The following is a 15078-nucleotide window of genomic DNA, read 5'->3' on the forward strand; positions in this document are numbered from 1 at the left end:
ATGATAATGAACAAAATCACTGCATTACCCGTAGAGCGCGATAATTACGGTTACTGGACTCACCCGCTGTACGAACAGTTTTGCGATGGTCGTGAGGTTATCTCTCCAGACGAGTTAAATGCCTGGCTGGAAGCTAACGGTTTGGAATGGAAAGTCTCATACCTGGATGACGAGGAAATAGATCCTGACGTTGACGGGTGCGACATTTCAACGTGGCAACCAGATCCGCCAGCAGGTAACGGCTGGTTTGTCGGTTCCATTCACGACACCGAAGACGGCGCGGTCTGTATCTGGTTACGCAACGTGCAGGACGGTCATTATGAGTAACAAAATTGTCTTTGTGAACGGCAAATCAAAGTGTGGTTGTGTAATGGCATTCAGTGACGGCGGCGGCGAATACTCAGACGTTCACACAATAATCCCGTGTGCCGAACATTCCATGCCTGAATCGGCACTTACTCAGCGTGATGATATGCGACAGGTGCGCGAACAACTGGAAGAAGCAGAAAAGCAAGTGGAAGAATTAACGATGTGGATTAAGCGTCTGGCCCACTCGCTTAGAAACGCCAGGCCGAACAGCAAGTTACATGGCGCCGCAATGAACTATTTGAGCCGTAAAGGGTTAATCAGTGTGGAGGATGTATTGCGATGAGCAATAACAAACTAACAGACAGGAAAATAGCTGAAATTCTGGCGCGCGCTGAAATCTGCGACGATTCAGTTTTGACTGACTACACCGATATTGCAGCGGCGATGCGAGAGCTACAGGAACGCCGCAGGCTGGACGGGATACAGCACGCTGTCTGTGAGGTGTGTGGAGTACCGTGTAATAATCCCAATCACCCACAAATGGCTGTGGCACATGAGTACAGCGCCCAGCCAGTGCCGGTAGTGCCGGATGATGGCCGCGCTGAATTTGAGGCGTGGATGCTTAAGAAGTGGGGGCGCGAGCGGCAAGAATATGATTTCGCAATGGGTAAGTTTCTTCATGGCGAAAACTACGCTGACAGCTACACGCGGCATATGTGGAAGGCATGGACAGAAAGCCGCGTCGCCCTGCTTCAGAGTAAATATCGCGACCTGTCACAACCAGTAGATCATCAGATTTCCGAATACGAGAAAATAATGGGGCAGGCTGGCAACTCTCCGGTAATTCCGGGTGTTTATCTGGTTGATATTAATACCGACCACCAGCACTGATATTTGATGTTATAGCCCGGGTGCAGCCGGGCTTTGTGGAGAAAAATAAATGTCACGAATGATCCCCTTACTCGACTGGGCCAATGAAGAGTTCGGAGCGCAAGCACCAAGTGAGCGTATCCTTAAGAAATACGCTAAAGGCAAAATGATGATACCTCCAGCTGTAAAAGTAGGTCGTTACTGGATGGTAGACCGTAATGCTCGATTTGTTGGTACGCTTGCCGAACCGAAAATTCCGGCAAACGCCAGTCCAAGATTACAACGGATTATTGCAGATGGCTGCTAGACCACGTTCTCACAAAATTTCAATTCCGAATCTATACTGCAAGCTAGATAAGCGGACGGGCAAGATTTATTGGCAATATAAACATCCTGTTTCCGGACGCTTTCACAGCTTGGGTACTGATGAAGTGGAAGCTAAAAAGGTTGCATCCGAAGCGAACACGATCATTGCAGAACAAAGAACCAGGCAGGTTCTTAGTGTTAACGACCGTCTTGCCAGAATGAAAGGCAGAAGAACGGACATTACTGTCACTGAGTGGATTGATAAGTATATTGAAATTCAGGACGAACGGTTAAAACACCGTGAACTCAGACCTAATTCTTATCGACAGAAAGCAAAACCAGTCAGGTTATTTCGCGAACATTGCGGTATGCAATATTTGAAAGATATTTCCGCATTGGATATCTCTGAGATAACGGATGCAGTTAAGGCTGAAGGCCATAATCGTATGGCGCAAGTTGTTCGCATGGTTTTGATTGATGTATTCAAAGAAGCGCAACATAACGGTCATGTCCCTCCAGGCTATAACCCTGCCCTGGCGACCAAGCAGCCGAGAAACAAAGTCACTCGTCAGCGTCTTTCTTTGGAAGAGTGGAAAACTATTTATGAAGCTGCCGAAAAGCAAGAACCATACCTCCAGTGTGGAATGTTGCTCGCGATAATAACAGGTCAGCGTTTGGGCGATATCTGTAACATGAAGTTTAAAGACATATGGGACGATATGCTCCATGTCGAACAGGAAAAAACAGGATCGCGTTTAGCCATACCATTGGACTTGAAATGTGAAGCGCTGGGTTTAACTCTTCGGGACGTTGTATCTAAATGCCGGGATGCAGTCATCAGTAAATATCTTGTGCATTTCAGACATACCACCTCACAAGCAAACCGCGGTGATCAGGTTTCAACCAGTTCTTTAACTTCAACATTCAAAAAAGCACGTGACAGAAGTGGACTGAAATGGGATAAGGGATCCCCACCCACTTTTCACGAACAGAGATCATTATCAGAACGCTTGTACAGAGAACAAGGTGTCGACACGCAAAAATTACTCGGCCATAAATCAAGAAAAATGACAGACAAATATAATGATGACAGAGGAAAAGATTGGGTGATCGTCAACACAAAAACAGGGTGAAATCATAAGGGTTTTGGGGAAACGTTTTGGGGAAAGTTTTGGGGAAGAACTTTAAGAAGGTAATAAAAACGGGAACCCTTCGGCTCCCGTTCTTGTTTAACCCAAAAACTGGATTACATGTTTTCGATGATCGCGTCACCAAACTCCGAACATTTCAGCAGCTTAGCGCCGTCCATCAGACGTTCGAAGTCATAGGTCACGGTCTTCGCGGCAATCGCGCCTTCCATACCTTTAACAATCAGGTCTGCGGCTTCGAACCACTGCATGTGGCGCAGCATCATCTCCGCAGACAGAATAATGGAGCCTGGGTTGACTTTATCCTGGCCCGCATATTTCGGCGCAGTCCCGTGAGTGGCTTCAAACAACGCGCATTCGTCGCCGATATTCGCACCCGGTGCAATACCGATACCGCCAACCTGAGCCGCCAGGGCATCGGAAATATAGTCACCGTTCAGGTTCATACAGGCGATAACGTCGTATTCCGCCGGACGCAACAGGATCTGTTGCAGGAACGCATCGGCGATAACGTCTTTAACCACGATCTCTTTACCCGTGTTCGGGTTCTTAATTTTCAGCCACGGACCGCCGTCAATAAGCTCACCGCCGAACTCGTCGCGCGCCAACTGGTAGCCCCAGTCTTTAAACGCGCCTTCGGTGAACTTCATGATATTGCCTTTATGTACCAGCGTGACGGAATCGCGATCGTTAGTAATAGCGTATTCAATCGCCGCGCGAACCAGACGTTTAGTGCCTTCTTCAGAACACGGTTTGATACCGATACCGCAGTGCTCCGGGAAGCGAATTTTCTTCACGCCCATCTCTTCGCGCAGGAACTTGATCACTTTCTCAGCGTCTGCAGAGTCAGCTTTCCATTCAATTCCGGCGTAGATATCTTCAGAGTTTTCACGGAAGATGACCATATCGGTCAGCTCCGGATGTTTCACCGGACTTGGCGTGCCCTGATAGTAACGAACGGGACGCAGACAAACGTACAGGTCAAGCTCCTGACGCAGGGCAACGTTCAGAGAGCGGATACCGCCGCCAACCGGCGTGGTCAACGGACCTTTAATCGCTACGCGGTAATCACGAATTAAATCAAGGGTTTCAGCGGGAAGCCAGACATCCTGGCCGTAAACCTGTGTGGATTTTTCTCCGGTGTAAATTTCCATCCAGGAAATTTTACGCTCGCCTTTATAGGCTTTCTCGACGGCGGCATCGACCACTTTAAGCATGGCTGGAGTGACATCAACACCGATACCATCGCCTTCAATAAACGGGATAATCGGATTCTCAGGAACGTTGAGTTTGCCGTTTTGCAGGGTGATCTTCTTACCTTCCACCGGAACAACTACTTTGCTTTCCATTCACCTCTCCTTCGAGCGCTTCTGGTTTGCTCGTCTGTCATCGCGCTGCATGTGCAATGGCGTCCTGCTGCACGACTGCGTTAGAGCAATTTTTTGTTAATGTTTTGTAATGAGCATGTCAATACTACCCTATTGTTTGCCGCCATGAAAGACACTCATTATTGCGCTATAATGCGGCAATTAATAAGTTCTGAAAACACCATGCAAAAAACTTCTTTTAGAAATCACTACGTTAAGCGATTCAGCTCACGACAAGCATCTAAATCACGGAAAGAAAACCAGCCAAAACGCGTGGTTTTGTTCAATAAACCTTACGATGTGTTGCCGCAGTTCACGGATGAAGCAGGTCGCCGCACGTTAAAAGATTTTATTCCTGTGCAAGGCGTTTATGCCGCAGGCCGCCTGGACCGCGACAGCGAAGGGCTTTTGGTGCTGACTAATGACGGCGCGCTGCAGGCGCGCCTCACGCAACCGGGCAAGCGCACCGGCAAGATTTACTATGTTCAGGTAGAAGGCATCCCGGATAATGAAGCGCTACAGGCGCTTCGTACTGGCGTCACGCTCAACGATGGCCCTACCCTGCCCGCCGGTATTGAGATTGTCGCGGAACCTGACTGGCTGTGGCCGCGCACCCCGCCGATTCGCGAGCGGAAGAATATTCCCACCAGTTGGCTAAAAGTCACCTTATATGAAGGCCGCAACCGCCAGGTAAGACGCATGACAGCGCATGTCGGTCATCCCACTCTACGATTAATTCGTTACAGCATGGGCGACTACACGCTCAACGGCCTCGATAATGGACAGTGGCGCGAGATCGCACAGGAGAAAGACAGATGAAACGGCTTCTCATTGCTTTTGCTTTATTAACACCGTTATCCGTCAATGCGGCCAGCTTCGACTGCCAGAAAGCGCAGGCTGCGGATGAAAAGGCTATCTGCGCGCACCTGACGCTGAATGATAAAGACGTGGAAATGCACACCAAATATCAGTTTCTGAAAGGGTTGTTCGCGATGGGCAGTCGCGGCGCCCTGCAGGACGCCCAGCAGAGCTGGCTTAAACAGCGTCAGCAGTGCAAGGCCGACGTCACCTGCCTGACAAAAGCTTATAACGAGCGTCTGAAACAGCTTGACGCGATCTATGACCACATTGATAAACCGCTGTAATAAGGATGCCTATGTTCAAGCCGCACGTGACCGTTGCCTGCATCGTACATGCCGAAGATAAATTTCTGGTGGTGGAAGAGACCATCAACGGTAAATCGTTATGGAATCAACCTGCCGGACACCTGGAGGCAGATGAAACGCTGGCGCAGGCCGCCGCGCGTGAACTGTGGGAAGAGACTGGCATCACGGCGCAACCACAGTATTTTATCCGTATGCATCAGTGGATTGCGCCGGATAAGACCCCGTTCCTGCGCTTTTTATTCGCTATCAAGCTTGATCATATTTGCGCGACTGCCCCCCATGACAATGACATCGATTGCTGCCGTTGGGTGAGCGCCGACGAGATTCTGAACGCGCCGAATTTACGTTCTCCGCTGGTGGCTGAAAGCATTCGCAGTTATCAAACGGGACAACGTTACCCCTTATCCATAGTGGGCGAATTTAACTGGCCGTTTACAGAGGGTGTCAAGTAAAGGGCTGCGTGGTAGAATACGCCGCCTTGAAGTTCAATGTCGCGAGTATTCCAATGTCAGAAAACCCAAAAAAAGTGATCGTCGGCATGTCCGGCGGTGTCGATTCCTCCGTTTCCGCCTGGCTGTTGCAACAACAGGGTTATCAGGTAGAAGGCCTGTTCATGAAGAACTGGGAAGAGGACGATGGTGAGGAATACTGTACCGCAGCAGCCGATCTGGCTGACGCGCAGGCCGTGTGCGACAAGCTTGGCATTGAACTGCATACCGTCAATTTTGCCGCAGAATATTGGGATAACGTCTTTGAACTGTTCCTTGAAGAGTACAAAGCGGGCCGTACGCCGAACCCGGATATTCTGTGCAATAAAGAGATCAAATTTAAAGCCTTCCTTGAATTTGCCGCAGAAGATTTAGGCGCCGACTATATCGCCACCGGTCACTACGTTCGCCGCGCGGATGTAAACGGCAAAAGCCGGTTGTTGCGCGGGCTCGACGGCAACAAAGATCAGAGCTACTTCCTCTACACGCTTGGCCATGAGCAGATTGCGCAAAGTCTGTTCCCGGTTGGCGAGCTGGAAAAACCGCAGGTGCGTAAAATCGCCGAAGATCTGGGGCTGGTAACCGCCAAGAAAAAAGATTCTACCGGTATCTGCTTTATCGGCGAGCGCAAGTTCCGCGACTTTTTAGGGCGCTATCTGCCTGCGCAGCCGGGGAAAATTATTACCGTTGACGGCGATGAAATCGGCGAGCATCAGGGTCTGATGTATCATACGCTCGGTCAGCGTAAAGGGCTGGGAATCGGCGGCACCAAAGACGGTAGCGAAGACCCCTGGTATGTGGTGGATAAAGACGTTGAAAACAATGTGTTAATTGTCGCTCAGGGGCATGAGCACCCACGCCTGATGTCGGTAGGCCTCATCGCCCAGCAGCTACATTGGGTCGATCGCGAACCGTTCACCGGCACCCTGCGCTGTACGGTAAAAACCCGCTACCGCCAGACCGATATTCCGTGCACGATTAACGCGCTGGATGACGATCGTATCGAGGTCATTTTTGACGAGCCGGTTGCCGCCGTTACGCCGGGCCAGTCCGCTGTCTTTTACAGCGGCGAAGTCTGCCTGGGCGGCGGCATTATCGAGCAGCGACTGCCGCTGACGGTCTGATTATTCAATACACAACATCATTCAAGTCGCCTCAAAGCGGCTTAAAAGATGAAGTGTATTTTATTTGATACAAGGAAGCAGTGATTGTGGCAAAGAATTATTATGACATCACCCTCGCGCTGTCTGGCATTTGCCAGTCGGCACGCCTGGTGCAACAACTGGCGCACCAGGGGCACTGTGATGCCGACGCGTTGCACGTTTCACTCAACAGTGTCATTGATATGAATCCCAGTTCTACTCTGGGCGTGTTCGGCGGCAGCGAAGCTAACCTGCGTCTTGGTCTGGAAACACTGCTCGGCGTGCTGAATGCCAGCAGCCGACAAGGACTTAACGCCGAACTGACGCGTTATACGCTTAGCCTGATGGTGCTGGAGCGCAAGCTGTCATCCGCCAAAGGCGCGTTGAATACGTTAGGCGATCGCATTAACGGCCTGCAGCGCCAGCTTGACCATTTTGATTTACAGTCAGACACGTTAATGAGCGCCATGGCGGGTATCTACGTGGATGTGATTAGCCCATTGGGCCCACGCATTCAGGTGACGGGCTCCCCGGCCGTTCTGCAAAGTCCGCAGGTTCAGGCCAAAGTCCGCGCTTCGCTACTGGCAGGCATCCGTGCAGCTGTGCTCTGGCATCAGGTAGGCGGTGGTCGCCTACAGCTTATGTTTTCTCGTCATCGCCTGACGACTCAGGCAAAACAAATTCTTGCTCATTTAACCCCGGAGTTATGATCTATGGAATTATCCTCACTGACCGCCGTTTCCCCTGTCGATGGACGCTACGGCGATAAAGTCAGCGCGCTGCGCGGAATTTTTAGCGAATACGGTTTGCTGAAATTTCGTGTACAAGTCGAAGTACGTTGGCTGCAGAAATTAGCCGCGCACGCAGCGATCAAGGAAGTTCCTGCTTTTGCTGCCGACGCAAACGGTTACCTGGATACGCTTGTTGCAAACTTCAATGAAGAAGATGCCGCGCGCATTAAAACCATTGAGCGCACCACGAATCACGATGTGAAAGCGGTTGAGTATTTTCTGAAAGAAAAAGTCGCCGCGATCCCGGCGCTACATGACGTTTCCGAGTTTATCCACTTTGCCTGCACTTCTGAGGACATTAACAACCTGTCGCACGCGTTAATGCTCAAAACCGCGCGCGATGAAGTGATCCTGCCTTACTGGCGTCAGGTGATTAACGCGGTTAAAGATCTCGCCACGCAGTATCGCGACATTCCTCTGCTCTCCCGCACCCACGGCCAGCCGGCAACGCCTTCCACTCTGGGTAAAGAGATGGCGAACGTGGCGTATCGTATGGAGCGTCAGTTCCGCCAGCTCAACCAGGTGGAGATCCTCGGTAAAATCAACGGCGCCGTAGGCAACTATAACGCGCATATCGCCGCCTATCCGGAAGTTGACTGGCATCAGTTCAGCGAAGAGTTCGTCACCTCACTGGGCATCCAGTGGAACCCTTACACCACCCAGATTGAACCGCATGATTATATTGCGGAACTGTTTGACTGTATCGCGCGCTTTAACACCATCCTGATCGATTTCGATCGCGATGTCTGGGGCTATATTGCGTTGAACCATTTCAAACAGAAAACCATCGCCGGGGAGATCGGTTCTTCTACCATGCCGCACAAAGTTAACCCCATTGACTTTGAAAACTCAGAAGGCAACCTCGGTCTGTCTAATGCAGTGTTGCACCATCTGGCAAACAAACTGCCGGTTTCCCGCTGGCAGCGCGATCTGACCGACTCAACCGTTCTGCGTAACCTGGGTGTCGGCATCGGCTATGCGCTTATCGCTTATCAGTCCACCCTGAAGGGCGTCAGCAAGCTGGAAGTAAACCGCGATCATCTGCTTGACGAACTGGATCACAACTGGGAAGTATTAGCCGAACCGATCCAGACCGTCATGCGCCGCTATGGTATTGAAAAACCATATGAAAAACTGAAAGAGTTGACCCGTGGCAAGCGTGTTGATGCCGAAGGAATGAAACAGTTTATTGATAGTCTGGCCCTGCCGGAAGCAGAAAAAACGCGCCTTAAAGCCATGACGCCGGCAAATTATATCGGTCGCGCTGTGACTCTGGTCGACGAACTTAAATAATGCGTGCCTCACCCTCTTTTCTTCAGAAAGAGGGTGACTATTTGTCTGGTTTATTAACTGTTTATCCCCAAAGCACCATAATCAACGCTAGACTGTTCTTATTGTTAACACAAGGGAGAAGAGATGATGCGCGTACTGGTTGTAGAGGATAATGCATTATTACGCCACCACCTGAAGGTTCAGCTCCAGGATTCAGGTCACCAGGTCGATGCCGCAGAAGATGCCAGGGAAGCTGATTATTACCTTAATGAACACCTTCCGGATATCGCTATTGTCGATTTAGGTCTGCCGGATGAAGACGGCCTTTCCTTAATACGCCGCTGGCGCAGCAGTGATGTTTCACTGCCGGTTCTGGTGTTAACCGCGCGCGAAGGCTGGCAGGATAAAGTCGAGGTTCTCAGCTCCGGGGCAGATGACTACGTGACGAAGCCATTCCACATCGAAGAGGTAATGGCGCGTATGCAGGCGTTAATGCGCCGTAATAGCGGTCTGGCCTCCCAGGTGATCAACATCCCGCCTTTCCAGGTGGATCTCTCACGCCGGGAATTATCCGTCAATGAAGAGGTCATCAAACTCACGGCGTTCGAATACACCATTATGGAAACGCTTATCCGTAACAACGGTAAAGTGGTCAGCAAAGATTCGCTGATGCTTCAGCTGTATCCGGATGCGGAACTGCGGGAAAGTCATACCATTGATGTTCTCATGGGGCGTCTGCGGAAAAAAATACAGGCCCAGTATCCGCACGATGTCATTACCACCGTACGCGGACAAGGATATCTTTTTGAATTGCGCTAATGAATAAATTTGCTCGCCATTTTCTGCCGCTGTCGCTGCGGGTTCGTTTTTTGCTGGCGACAGCCGGCGTCGTGCTGGTGCTTTCTCTGGCATATGGCATAGTGGCGCTGGTCGGCTATAGCGTAAGTTTTGATAAAACCACCTTTCGTCTACTGCGCGGCGAAAGCAACCTGTTTTATACCCTCGCCAAATGGGAAAATAATAAAATCAGCGTTGAGCTGCCTGAAAATCTGGACATGCAAAGTCCGACCATGACCCTGATTTACGATGAAACGGGCAAATTATTATGGACGCAGCGCAACATCCCCTGGTTGATTAAAAGCATTCAACCGGAATGGTTAAAAACGAACGGCTTCCATGAAATTGAAACCAACGTAGACGCCACCAGCACGCTGTTGAGCGAAGACCATTCCGCGCAGGAAAAACTCAAAGAAGTACGTGAAGATGACGATGATGCGGAGATGACCCACTCGGTAGCGGTAAATATTTATCCTGCCACGGCGCGGATGCCGCAGTTAACCATCGTGGTGGTCGATACCATTCCGATAGAGCTAAAACGCTCGTATATGGTGTGGAGCTGGTTCGTATACGTGCTGGCCGCCAATTTACTGTTAGTCATTCCTTTACTGTGGATCGCCGCCTGGTGGAGCTTACGCCCTATCGAGGCGCTGGCGCGGGAGGTGCGCGAGCTTGAAGATCATCATCGCGAAATGCTCAATCCGGAGACGACGCGTGAGCTGACCAGCCTTGTGCGCAACCTTAATCAACTGCTCAAAAGCGAGCGCGAACGTTATAACAAATACCGCACGACCCTGACCGACCTGACGCACAGTTTAAAAACGCCGCTCGCGGTTTTGCAGAGTACGTTACGCTCTTTACGCAACGAAAAGATGAGCGTCAGCAAAGCTGAACCGGTGATGCTGGAACAGATCAGCCGGATTTCCCAACAGATCGGCTATTATCTGCATCGCGCCAGTATGCGCGGTAGCGGCGTGTTGTTAAGCCGCGAACTGCATCCCGTCGCGCCGTTGTTAGATAACCTGATTTCTGCGCTCAATAAAGTTTATCAGCGTAAAGGGGTGAATATCAGTATGGATATTTCACCAGAGATCAGTTTTGTCGGCGAGCAAAACGACTTTGTCGAAGTAATGGGCAACGTACTGGACAACGCTTGTAAATATTGCCTGGAGTTTGTCGAGATTTCGGCTCGCCAGACCGACGATCATTTGCATATTTTCGTCGAAGATGACGGCCCAGGCATACCCCACAGCAAACGTTCCCTGGTGTTTGATCGCGGTCAGCGCGCCGATACCCTGCGACCAGGACAAGGCGTAGGGCTGGCTGTCGCACGCGAGATTACAGAACAATACGCCGGGCAGATCATTGCCAGCGACAGTCTGCTCGGCGGCGCCCGTATGGAGGTCGTTTTTGGCCGACAGCATCCCACTCAGAAAGAGGAATAAACATTTCTGTGCGTTCTTCCACGCATCTCGTTAAGCATCCGTTATAATCGGTGTCAGATACCAGCCTGCGGATACTTAACATGGAATACCAATTAACTCTTAACTGGCCCGACTTTCTTGAACGCCACTGGCAAAAACGCCCGGTGGTGTTAAAACGTGGGTTTAGCAACTTTATCGATCCGCTCTCGCCGGATGAGCTGGCGGGGCTGGCGATGGAAAGCGAAATCGACAGTCGTCTCGTTAGCCATCAGGATGGCAAATGGCAGGTCAGCCATGGCCCTTTCGAAAGCTACGATCATCTGGGTGAGAGCAACTGGTCGCTGCTGGTACAGGCGGTAAACCACTGGCATGAACCCACCGCCGCGCTGATGCGCCCGTTCCGCGCTCTGCCGGACTGGCGTATCGACGATTTGATGATCTCCTTTTCCGTCCCCGGCGGCGGCGTTGGCCCGCATCTGGATCAGTATGATGTGTTTATTATCCAGGGAACCGGTCGCCGTCGCTGGCGCGTGGGCGAAAAGCTGCAAATGCGTCAGCACTGCCCGCATCCCGACCTGTTACAAGTCGATCCGTTCGAGGCCATTATTGATGAAGAGCTGGAGCCGGGCGACATTCTGTATATTCCGCCAGGATTCCCGCATGAAGGCTATGCGCTGGAAAACGCCATGAACTATTCGGTTGGTTTTCGCGCGCCCAATAGCCGTGAGCTGATCAGCGGTTTTGCCGATTACGTCCTGCAACGGGAGTTGGGCAATACATACTACAGAGATCCGGATATGCCGTCCCGCAAGCATCCGGCGGATATCCTGCCGCAGGAGATGGATAAACTGCGTAATATGATGCTCGATTTGATCAATCAACCCGCGCATTTCCAACAGTGGCTTGGCGAGTTTCTCTCTCAGTCACGCCACGAACTGGATATTGCGCCGCCGGAGCCGCCGTATCAGCCTGATGAGATTTACGATGCCTTAAAGCAAGGCGAGGTATTAGTACGTCTCGGCGGGCTTCGCGTATTGCGTATCGGCGATGAGGTCTATGCGAATGGCGAAAAAATAGACTCCCCGCATCGCCCCGCTCTGGAGGCGCTCGCCAGTCATATTGCACTAACCGCTGAAAACTTCGGCGATGCGCTGGAAGACCCGTCCTTCCTCGCCATGCTGGCGGCGCTGGTGAATAGCGGATACTGGTTTTTCGAAGGATAAGAACATCGCAATGCCCGGCGACCGCCGGGCTGACGCAAACTATCCACAACGATCGCCGCCAGGTTTGGCGAAATCGTTATATTGCGGATCGCCCGGATAAAGCGAGTGGGCCATTCGATGGCGAAATGACATTTGCCGATAGCGCCGCGCCAGTACGTTATCGCCAAGACCTTCGGCAATATTAGCCAGTTGCTGTAATCGTTCATACTGCATCTTTGCTGGATAAGCTACGGCATCAAGCGTAAAGGCGCGTTCCGCAAAGTCTTTTGCTTGTTCAAGCTCTTGATTATTCTGATAAAGCAGCGAAATACCATACAACACCATTGATACGTCGGACTGCCGACGTTTATATTCTTCCAGCAATGGGAGATAGAGGGAGGTACTGTCCAGGTCGATGTTTTCGGGCAAATAAAAGCGTAATCGTGATATTACCGTCGCCATTGGCGTTAAACGGCTCTGGTAATACGCGATAAGTTTAAGGTAGAGATCTTTCGCTTCCTTATAATGATGGCCCTGTGCATAAAAGCCAGCAAGATTATTGCTGTCAACCGTCATTTCGCCGAATTCGGCGCCATAAAGCGTTTGCTCAATTTTTAGCGCCTGACTTAGCGCATTAATCGCCTCGCTAATATGCCCTGCATTATAAGCAATATCCGCTCTCTGCTGCAAAAAAGAGGCGACGCGCTCACGATTATCCCAGGTTTTATCTCGTAAAATAACGCTCAGCCACTGCCGCTCCGTTGCGTCTACCTTCGCCAAATAATAGGCTTTACGCGCACTATCACATTCGACATCCCGCTCTTCCAGCGCATCAGAATAAGCGTCGCGCATCCTGTTTAAGGTATAAACCAATGCCTCCGTCGATGCCTTTTTGTCTTTAAGACGCCACGTTAATGCCTGCTCTTGCCAGACTACCCGCTGACGGTAATCAACCTTGATCTCGTATCGCCACTGCTCTGTAGGTGAATACTCTATATGGCGATCGTCACCGTAAACATAAAAGGCCGCCAGGTGTTCAAACATATCGGCCCGATCGCCCGGATAAGCGCCCGCCGGAAATGTTTTCATGATTGCCCGCGCCCGCAACAGCATTTGCGGCGTTAACTCCGGTTTACCCAGCCATTGATAAATATCGCTTTGTAATAGCAGGCTACGAACAAGCTGTATTGAGCGTTTGCCATATTGCTGCGAGGCCAGCCTCACCGCATCATCAATAAACGTTATGCAGGTTTCATCGCCGGTCATAAAACATGCTGCAGATTGTTGCTGGCGCTGAGACCAGGAAGGCGGATATTCGGCGCTCCAGGCAGAAAAATTTATGGCGGAAAATATCCCGCCATAAATAATAAAACGCTTCACCACAATGCGTAACATTCGCTACTGGCCGCGCTTCGCCGTCAACTCCGCGATACGTACAATCACCTGTACCGCTTTTTCCATCCCCTCCAGCGTCACAAACTCATGTTTACCATGATAGTTATATCCGCCGGTAAAGAGATTAGGACACGGCAGGCCCATAAACGACAGTTGCGCCCCGTCTGTACCGCCGCGAATCGGTTTCATCTCCGGCGTAATATGACAGTCGCGCATGGCCTGCTGGGCGATATCGAGAATATGCGGATGTTCAACTACTTTTTCGCGCATATTGTAATAACTGTCTTCAATCACCAGTTCGATATAGCAGTCCGGATGCAGCCCCTTACCGACTTTTTTGGCAATCTCCATCATTTTGCGTTTACGCGCTTCAAACTGCTTACGGTCGAAATCGCGAATGATGTAGTGCATTTCGGCCCGGTCAACGGTGCCTTTCATGCTGGCCAGATGATAAAACCCTTCGTAACCTTCAGTGGTTTCAGGCGCTTCATCCGCCGGCACTTCCGCGTGAATCCTCGCCGCCAATGACAGCGCATTGACCATCACGCCTTTCGCCGTACCGGGATGCACGTTATTGCCGACGATTTTGATATTCACCGAGGCGGCATTGAAGTTTTCAAACTCCAGTTCGCCCACGCCGCCGCCGTCGACCGTATAGGCCCACTGCGCGCCAAACTCCTCAACATCGAAGTGCTTCGCGCCTTTCCCTACCTCTTCGTCAGGCGTAAACGCCACTTTAATGTCGCCGTGGGGAATAGGATTACCTTTCAGCACCGCCAGCGCGGTCATGATCTCCGCAACGCCGGCTTTATCGTCCGCGCCCAGCAATGTCTTACCATCGGTAGTAATCAGCGTCTGTCCCAGTAATTGATGCAGTACCGGGAACATCACGGGTGACAACACCTCATCGCCAATCCCTAATGCTATATCGCCGCCGCGATAATTCTCGACAATCTGCGGGTTAACGTTTTTACCGCTGAAATCCGGAGAGGTATCCACATGGGAGATAAAACCAATGGCGGGAATATCCCCCTCAACATTGGCCGGGAGCGTCGCCATCAACGTCCCTTTTTCACTTAATGTAATGTTAACCAGCCCCATCTCTTCGAGCTGCTGTTTGAGCAAACGTAGTAACTTCCACTGCCCCTCAGTGCTGGGAACCTGCCGAACACCCGACTTTGATTGGGTATCCAGCGATACGTAGTGTAAAAAACGCTCAAGTAGTTTATCCATGCAGTCACCCTCACTTTTCGTGACAACATTATTAATAAGCAAGAAAAGACAAATATTGCGTCAGGTCACTTTTATCCCTGCAAACAAGAATATTTCACTTTGACACGCTTTCTGACTATAAAGCTAAG

General features: G+C 50.9%; 17 protein-coding genes. 14 read left to right on the plus strand and 3 right to left on the minus strand.

Annotated features, from left to right (window positions below):
• The first annotated feature begins 6 nt into the window (after positions 1-6).
• Genes ACLJPE_RS05550 through ACLJPE_RS05570 form a run of 5 tightly spaced genes read left to right on the plus strand, consistent with a single transcriptional unit; the run spans position 7 to position 2618 of the window.
• Entirely contained in the window at positions 7-327 is a 321-nt protein-coding gene (locus ACLJPE_RS05550) for a hypothetical protein (protein WP_001033922.1), read from the plus strand.
• Positions 320-652, plus strand: coding sequence for a hypothetical protein (locus tag ACLJPE_RS05555; RefSeq protein WP_000066251.1), 333 nt, complete (start codon positions 320-322; stop codon positions 650-652). The genes ACLJPE_RS05550 and ACLJPE_RS05555 overlap by 8 nt, the downstream gene beginning before the upstream one ends.
• Positions 649-1200, plus strand: a complete 552-nt coding sequence (locus tag ACLJPE_RS05560) for a hypothetical protein (RefSeq protein WP_000069465.1) — start codon at positions 649-651, stop codon at positions 1198-1200. Before ACLJPE_RS05555 ends, ACLJPE_RS05560 begins: the two co-directional genes overlap by 4 nt.
• Before the next feature lie 49 nt (positions 1201-1249).
• Positions 1250-1486, plus strand: coding sequence for an excisionase (locus ACLJPE_RS05565; protein ID WP_000089141.1), 237 nt, complete (start codon positions 1250-1252; stop codon positions 1484-1486).
• Complete coding sequence (locus ACLJPE_RS05570; protein ID WP_023139988.1) at positions 1476-2618, plus strand: site-specific integrase; 1143 nt, start codon at positions 1476-1478, stop codon at positions 2616-2618. Before ACLJPE_RS05565 ends, ACLJPE_RS05570 begins: the two co-directional genes overlap by 11 nt.
• A 113-nt stretch (positions 2619-2731) precedes the next feature.
• On the opposite strand, the gene icd is transcribed toward ACLJPE_RS05570, so the two are convergent.
• The gene (gene icd / locus ACLJPE_RS05575) at positions 2732-3982 is read right to left on the minus strand and encodes an NADP-dependent isocitrate dehydrogenase (protein ID WP_000444507.1); all 1251 of its coding nucleotides are present in this window, start codon (positions 3980-3982) and stop codon (positions 2732-2734) included.
• 171 nt (positions 3983-4153) lie between these two features.
• Here icd and rluE point away from each other — a divergent pair, with 171 nt between their 5' ends.
• The 9 genes from rluE to ACLJPE_RS05620 all read left to right on the plus strand — a co-directional run bounded on the left by rluE (position 4154) and on the right by ACLJPE_RS05620 (position 12343).
• On the plus strand, positions 4154-4819 hold the full coding sequence (gene rluE, locus ACLJPE_RS05580; protein ID WP_001249415.1) for a 23S rRNA pseudouridine(2457) synthase RluE: 666 nt from the start codon (positions 4154-4156) through the stop codon (positions 4817-4819).
• Positions 4816-5145, plus strand: coding sequence for a lysozyme inhibitor LprI family protein (locus tag ACLJPE_RS05585; protein WP_000825956.1), 330 nt, complete (start codon positions 4816-4818; stop codon positions 5143-5145). Before rluE ends, ACLJPE_RS05585 begins: the two co-directional genes overlap by 4 nt.
• An 11-nt stretch (positions 5146-5156) precedes the next feature.
• Complete coding sequence (locus tag ACLJPE_RS05590) at positions 5157-5618, plus strand: NUDIX hydrolase (protein WP_000476064.1); 462 nt, start codon at positions 5157-5159, stop codon at positions 5616-5618.
• Positions 5619-5671: 53 nt separating this feature from the next.
• On the plus strand, positions 5672-6778 hold the full coding sequence (gene mnmA / locus ACLJPE_RS05595) for a tRNA 2-thiouridine(34) synthase MnmA (protein WP_001293799.1): 1107 nt from the start codon (positions 5672-5674) through the stop codon (positions 6776-6778).
• 86 nt (positions 6779-6864) lie between these two features.
• Entirely contained in the window at positions 6865-7506 is a 642-nt protein-coding gene (gene hflD / locus ACLJPE_RS05600; protein WP_001519653.1) for a high frequency lysogenization protein HflD, read from the plus strand.
• Between the two features lie 3 nt (positions 7507-7509).
• A complete protein-coding gene (gene purB, locus ACLJPE_RS05605) occupies positions 7510-8880 on the plus strand; it encodes an adenylosuccinate lyase (protein ID WP_000423763.1) in 1371 nt (456 codons plus the stop codon).
• A 126-nt stretch (positions 8881-9006) separates the two neighbouring features.
• Positions 9007-9678 (plus strand): two-component system response regulator PhoP, encoded by a 672-nt coding sequence (gene phoP / locus ACLJPE_RS05610; RefSeq protein ID WP_001537766.1) that lies wholly within the window; start codon positions 9007-9009, stop codon positions 9676-9678.
• Entirely contained in the window at positions 9678-11141 is a 1464-nt protein-coding gene (gene phoQ, locus ACLJPE_RS05615) for a two-component system sensor histidine kinase PhoQ (RefSeq protein ID WP_001031687.1), read from the plus strand. The genes phoP and phoQ overlap by 1 nt, the downstream gene beginning before the upstream one ends.
• Before the next feature lie 80 nt (positions 11142-11221).
• Positions 11222-12343 (plus strand): cupin domain-containing protein, encoded by a 1122-nt coding sequence (locus tag ACLJPE_RS05620; RefSeq protein ID WP_023232971.1) that lies wholly within the window; start codon positions 11222-11224, stop codon positions 12341-12343.
• A 39-nt stretch (positions 12344-12382) separates the two neighbouring features.
• Here ACLJPE_RS05620 and ACLJPE_RS05625 read toward each other — a convergent pair whose 3' ends face one another.
• Both ACLJPE_RS05625 and pepT read right to left on the minus strand, forming a co-directional pair.
• Positions 12383-13717: a hypothetical protein gene (locus ACLJPE_RS05625; protein WP_023232972.1), complete on the minus strand. Its 1335-nt coding sequence runs from the start codon at positions 13715-13717 to the stop codon at positions 12383-12385.
• A gap of 3 nt (positions 13718-13720) precedes the next feature.
• Positions 13721-14950 (minus strand): peptidase T, encoded by a 1230-nt coding sequence (gene pepT, locus ACLJPE_RS05630; protein WP_000359412.1) that lies wholly within the window; start codon positions 14948-14950, stop codon positions 13721-13723.
• Positions 14951-15078: the final 128 nt, after the last annotated feature.

This window comes from Salmonella sp. SAL04196 (assembly GCF_046550835.1).
GTDB classification, from domain to species: domain Bacteria; phylum Pseudomonadota; class Gammaproteobacteria; order Enterobacterales; family Enterobacteriaceae; genus Salmonella; species Salmonella enterica.

Coding starts and splice junctions, on each gene's coding strand:
- ACLJPE_RS05550 (WP_001033922.1), top strand. CDS start 7: ATGAACAAAATCACTGCATTACCCGTAGAGCGCGATAATTACGGTTAC.
- ACLJPE_RS05555 (WP_000066251.1), top strand. CDS start 320: ATGAGTAACAAAATTGTCTTTGTGAACGGCAAATCAAAGTGTGGTTGT.
- ACLJPE_RS05560 (WP_000069465.1), top strand. CDS start 649: ATGAGCAATAACAAACTAACAGACAGGAAAATAGCTGAAATTCTGGCG.
- ACLJPE_RS05565 (WP_000089141.1), top strand. CDS start 1,250: ATGTCACGAATGATCCCCTTACTCGACTGGGCCAATGAAGAGTTCGGA.
- ACLJPE_RS05570 (WP_023139988.1), top strand. CDS start 1,476: ATGGCTGCTAGACCACGTTCTCACAAAATTTCAATTCCGAATCTATAC.
- icd (WP_000444507.1), bottom strand. CDS start 3,982: ATGGAAAGCAAAGTAGTTGTTCCGGTGGAAGGTAAGAAGATCACCCTG.
- rluE (WP_001249415.1), top strand. CDS start 4,154: ATGCGGCAATTAATAAGTTCTGAAAACACCATGCAAAAAACTTCTTTT.
- ACLJPE_RS05585 (WP_000825956.1), top strand. CDS start 4,816: ATGAAACGGCTTCTCATTGCTTTTGCTTTATTAACACCGTTATCCGTC.
- ACLJPE_RS05590 (WP_000476064.1), top strand. CDS start 5,157: ATGTTCAAGCCGCACGTGACCGTTGCCTGCATCGTACATGCCGAAGAT.
- mnmA (WP_001293799.1), top strand. CDS start 5,672: ATGTCAGAAAACCCAAAAAAAGTGATCGTCGGCATGTCCGGCGGTGTC.
- purB (WP_000423763.1), top strand. CDS start 7,510: ATGGAATTATCCTCACTGACCGCCGTTTCCCCTGTCGATGGACGCTAC.
- phoP (WP_001537766.1), top strand. CDS start 9,007: ATGCGCGTACTGGTTGTAGAGGATAATGCATTATTACGCCACCACCTG.
- phoQ (WP_001031687.1), top strand. CDS start 9,678: ATGAATAAATTTGCTCGCCATTTTCTGCCGCTGTCGCTGCGGGTTCGT.
- ACLJPE_RS05620 (WP_023232971.1), top strand. CDS start 11,222: ATGGAATACCAATTAACTCTTAACTGGCCCGACTTTCTTGAACGCCAC.
- ACLJPE_RS05625 (WP_023232972.1), bottom strand. CDS start 13,717: ATGTTACGCATTGTGGTGAAGCGTTTTATTATTTATGGCGGGATATTT.
- pepT (WP_000359412.1), bottom strand. CDS start 14,950: ATGGATAAACTACTTGAGCGTTTTTTACACTACGTATCGCTGGATACC.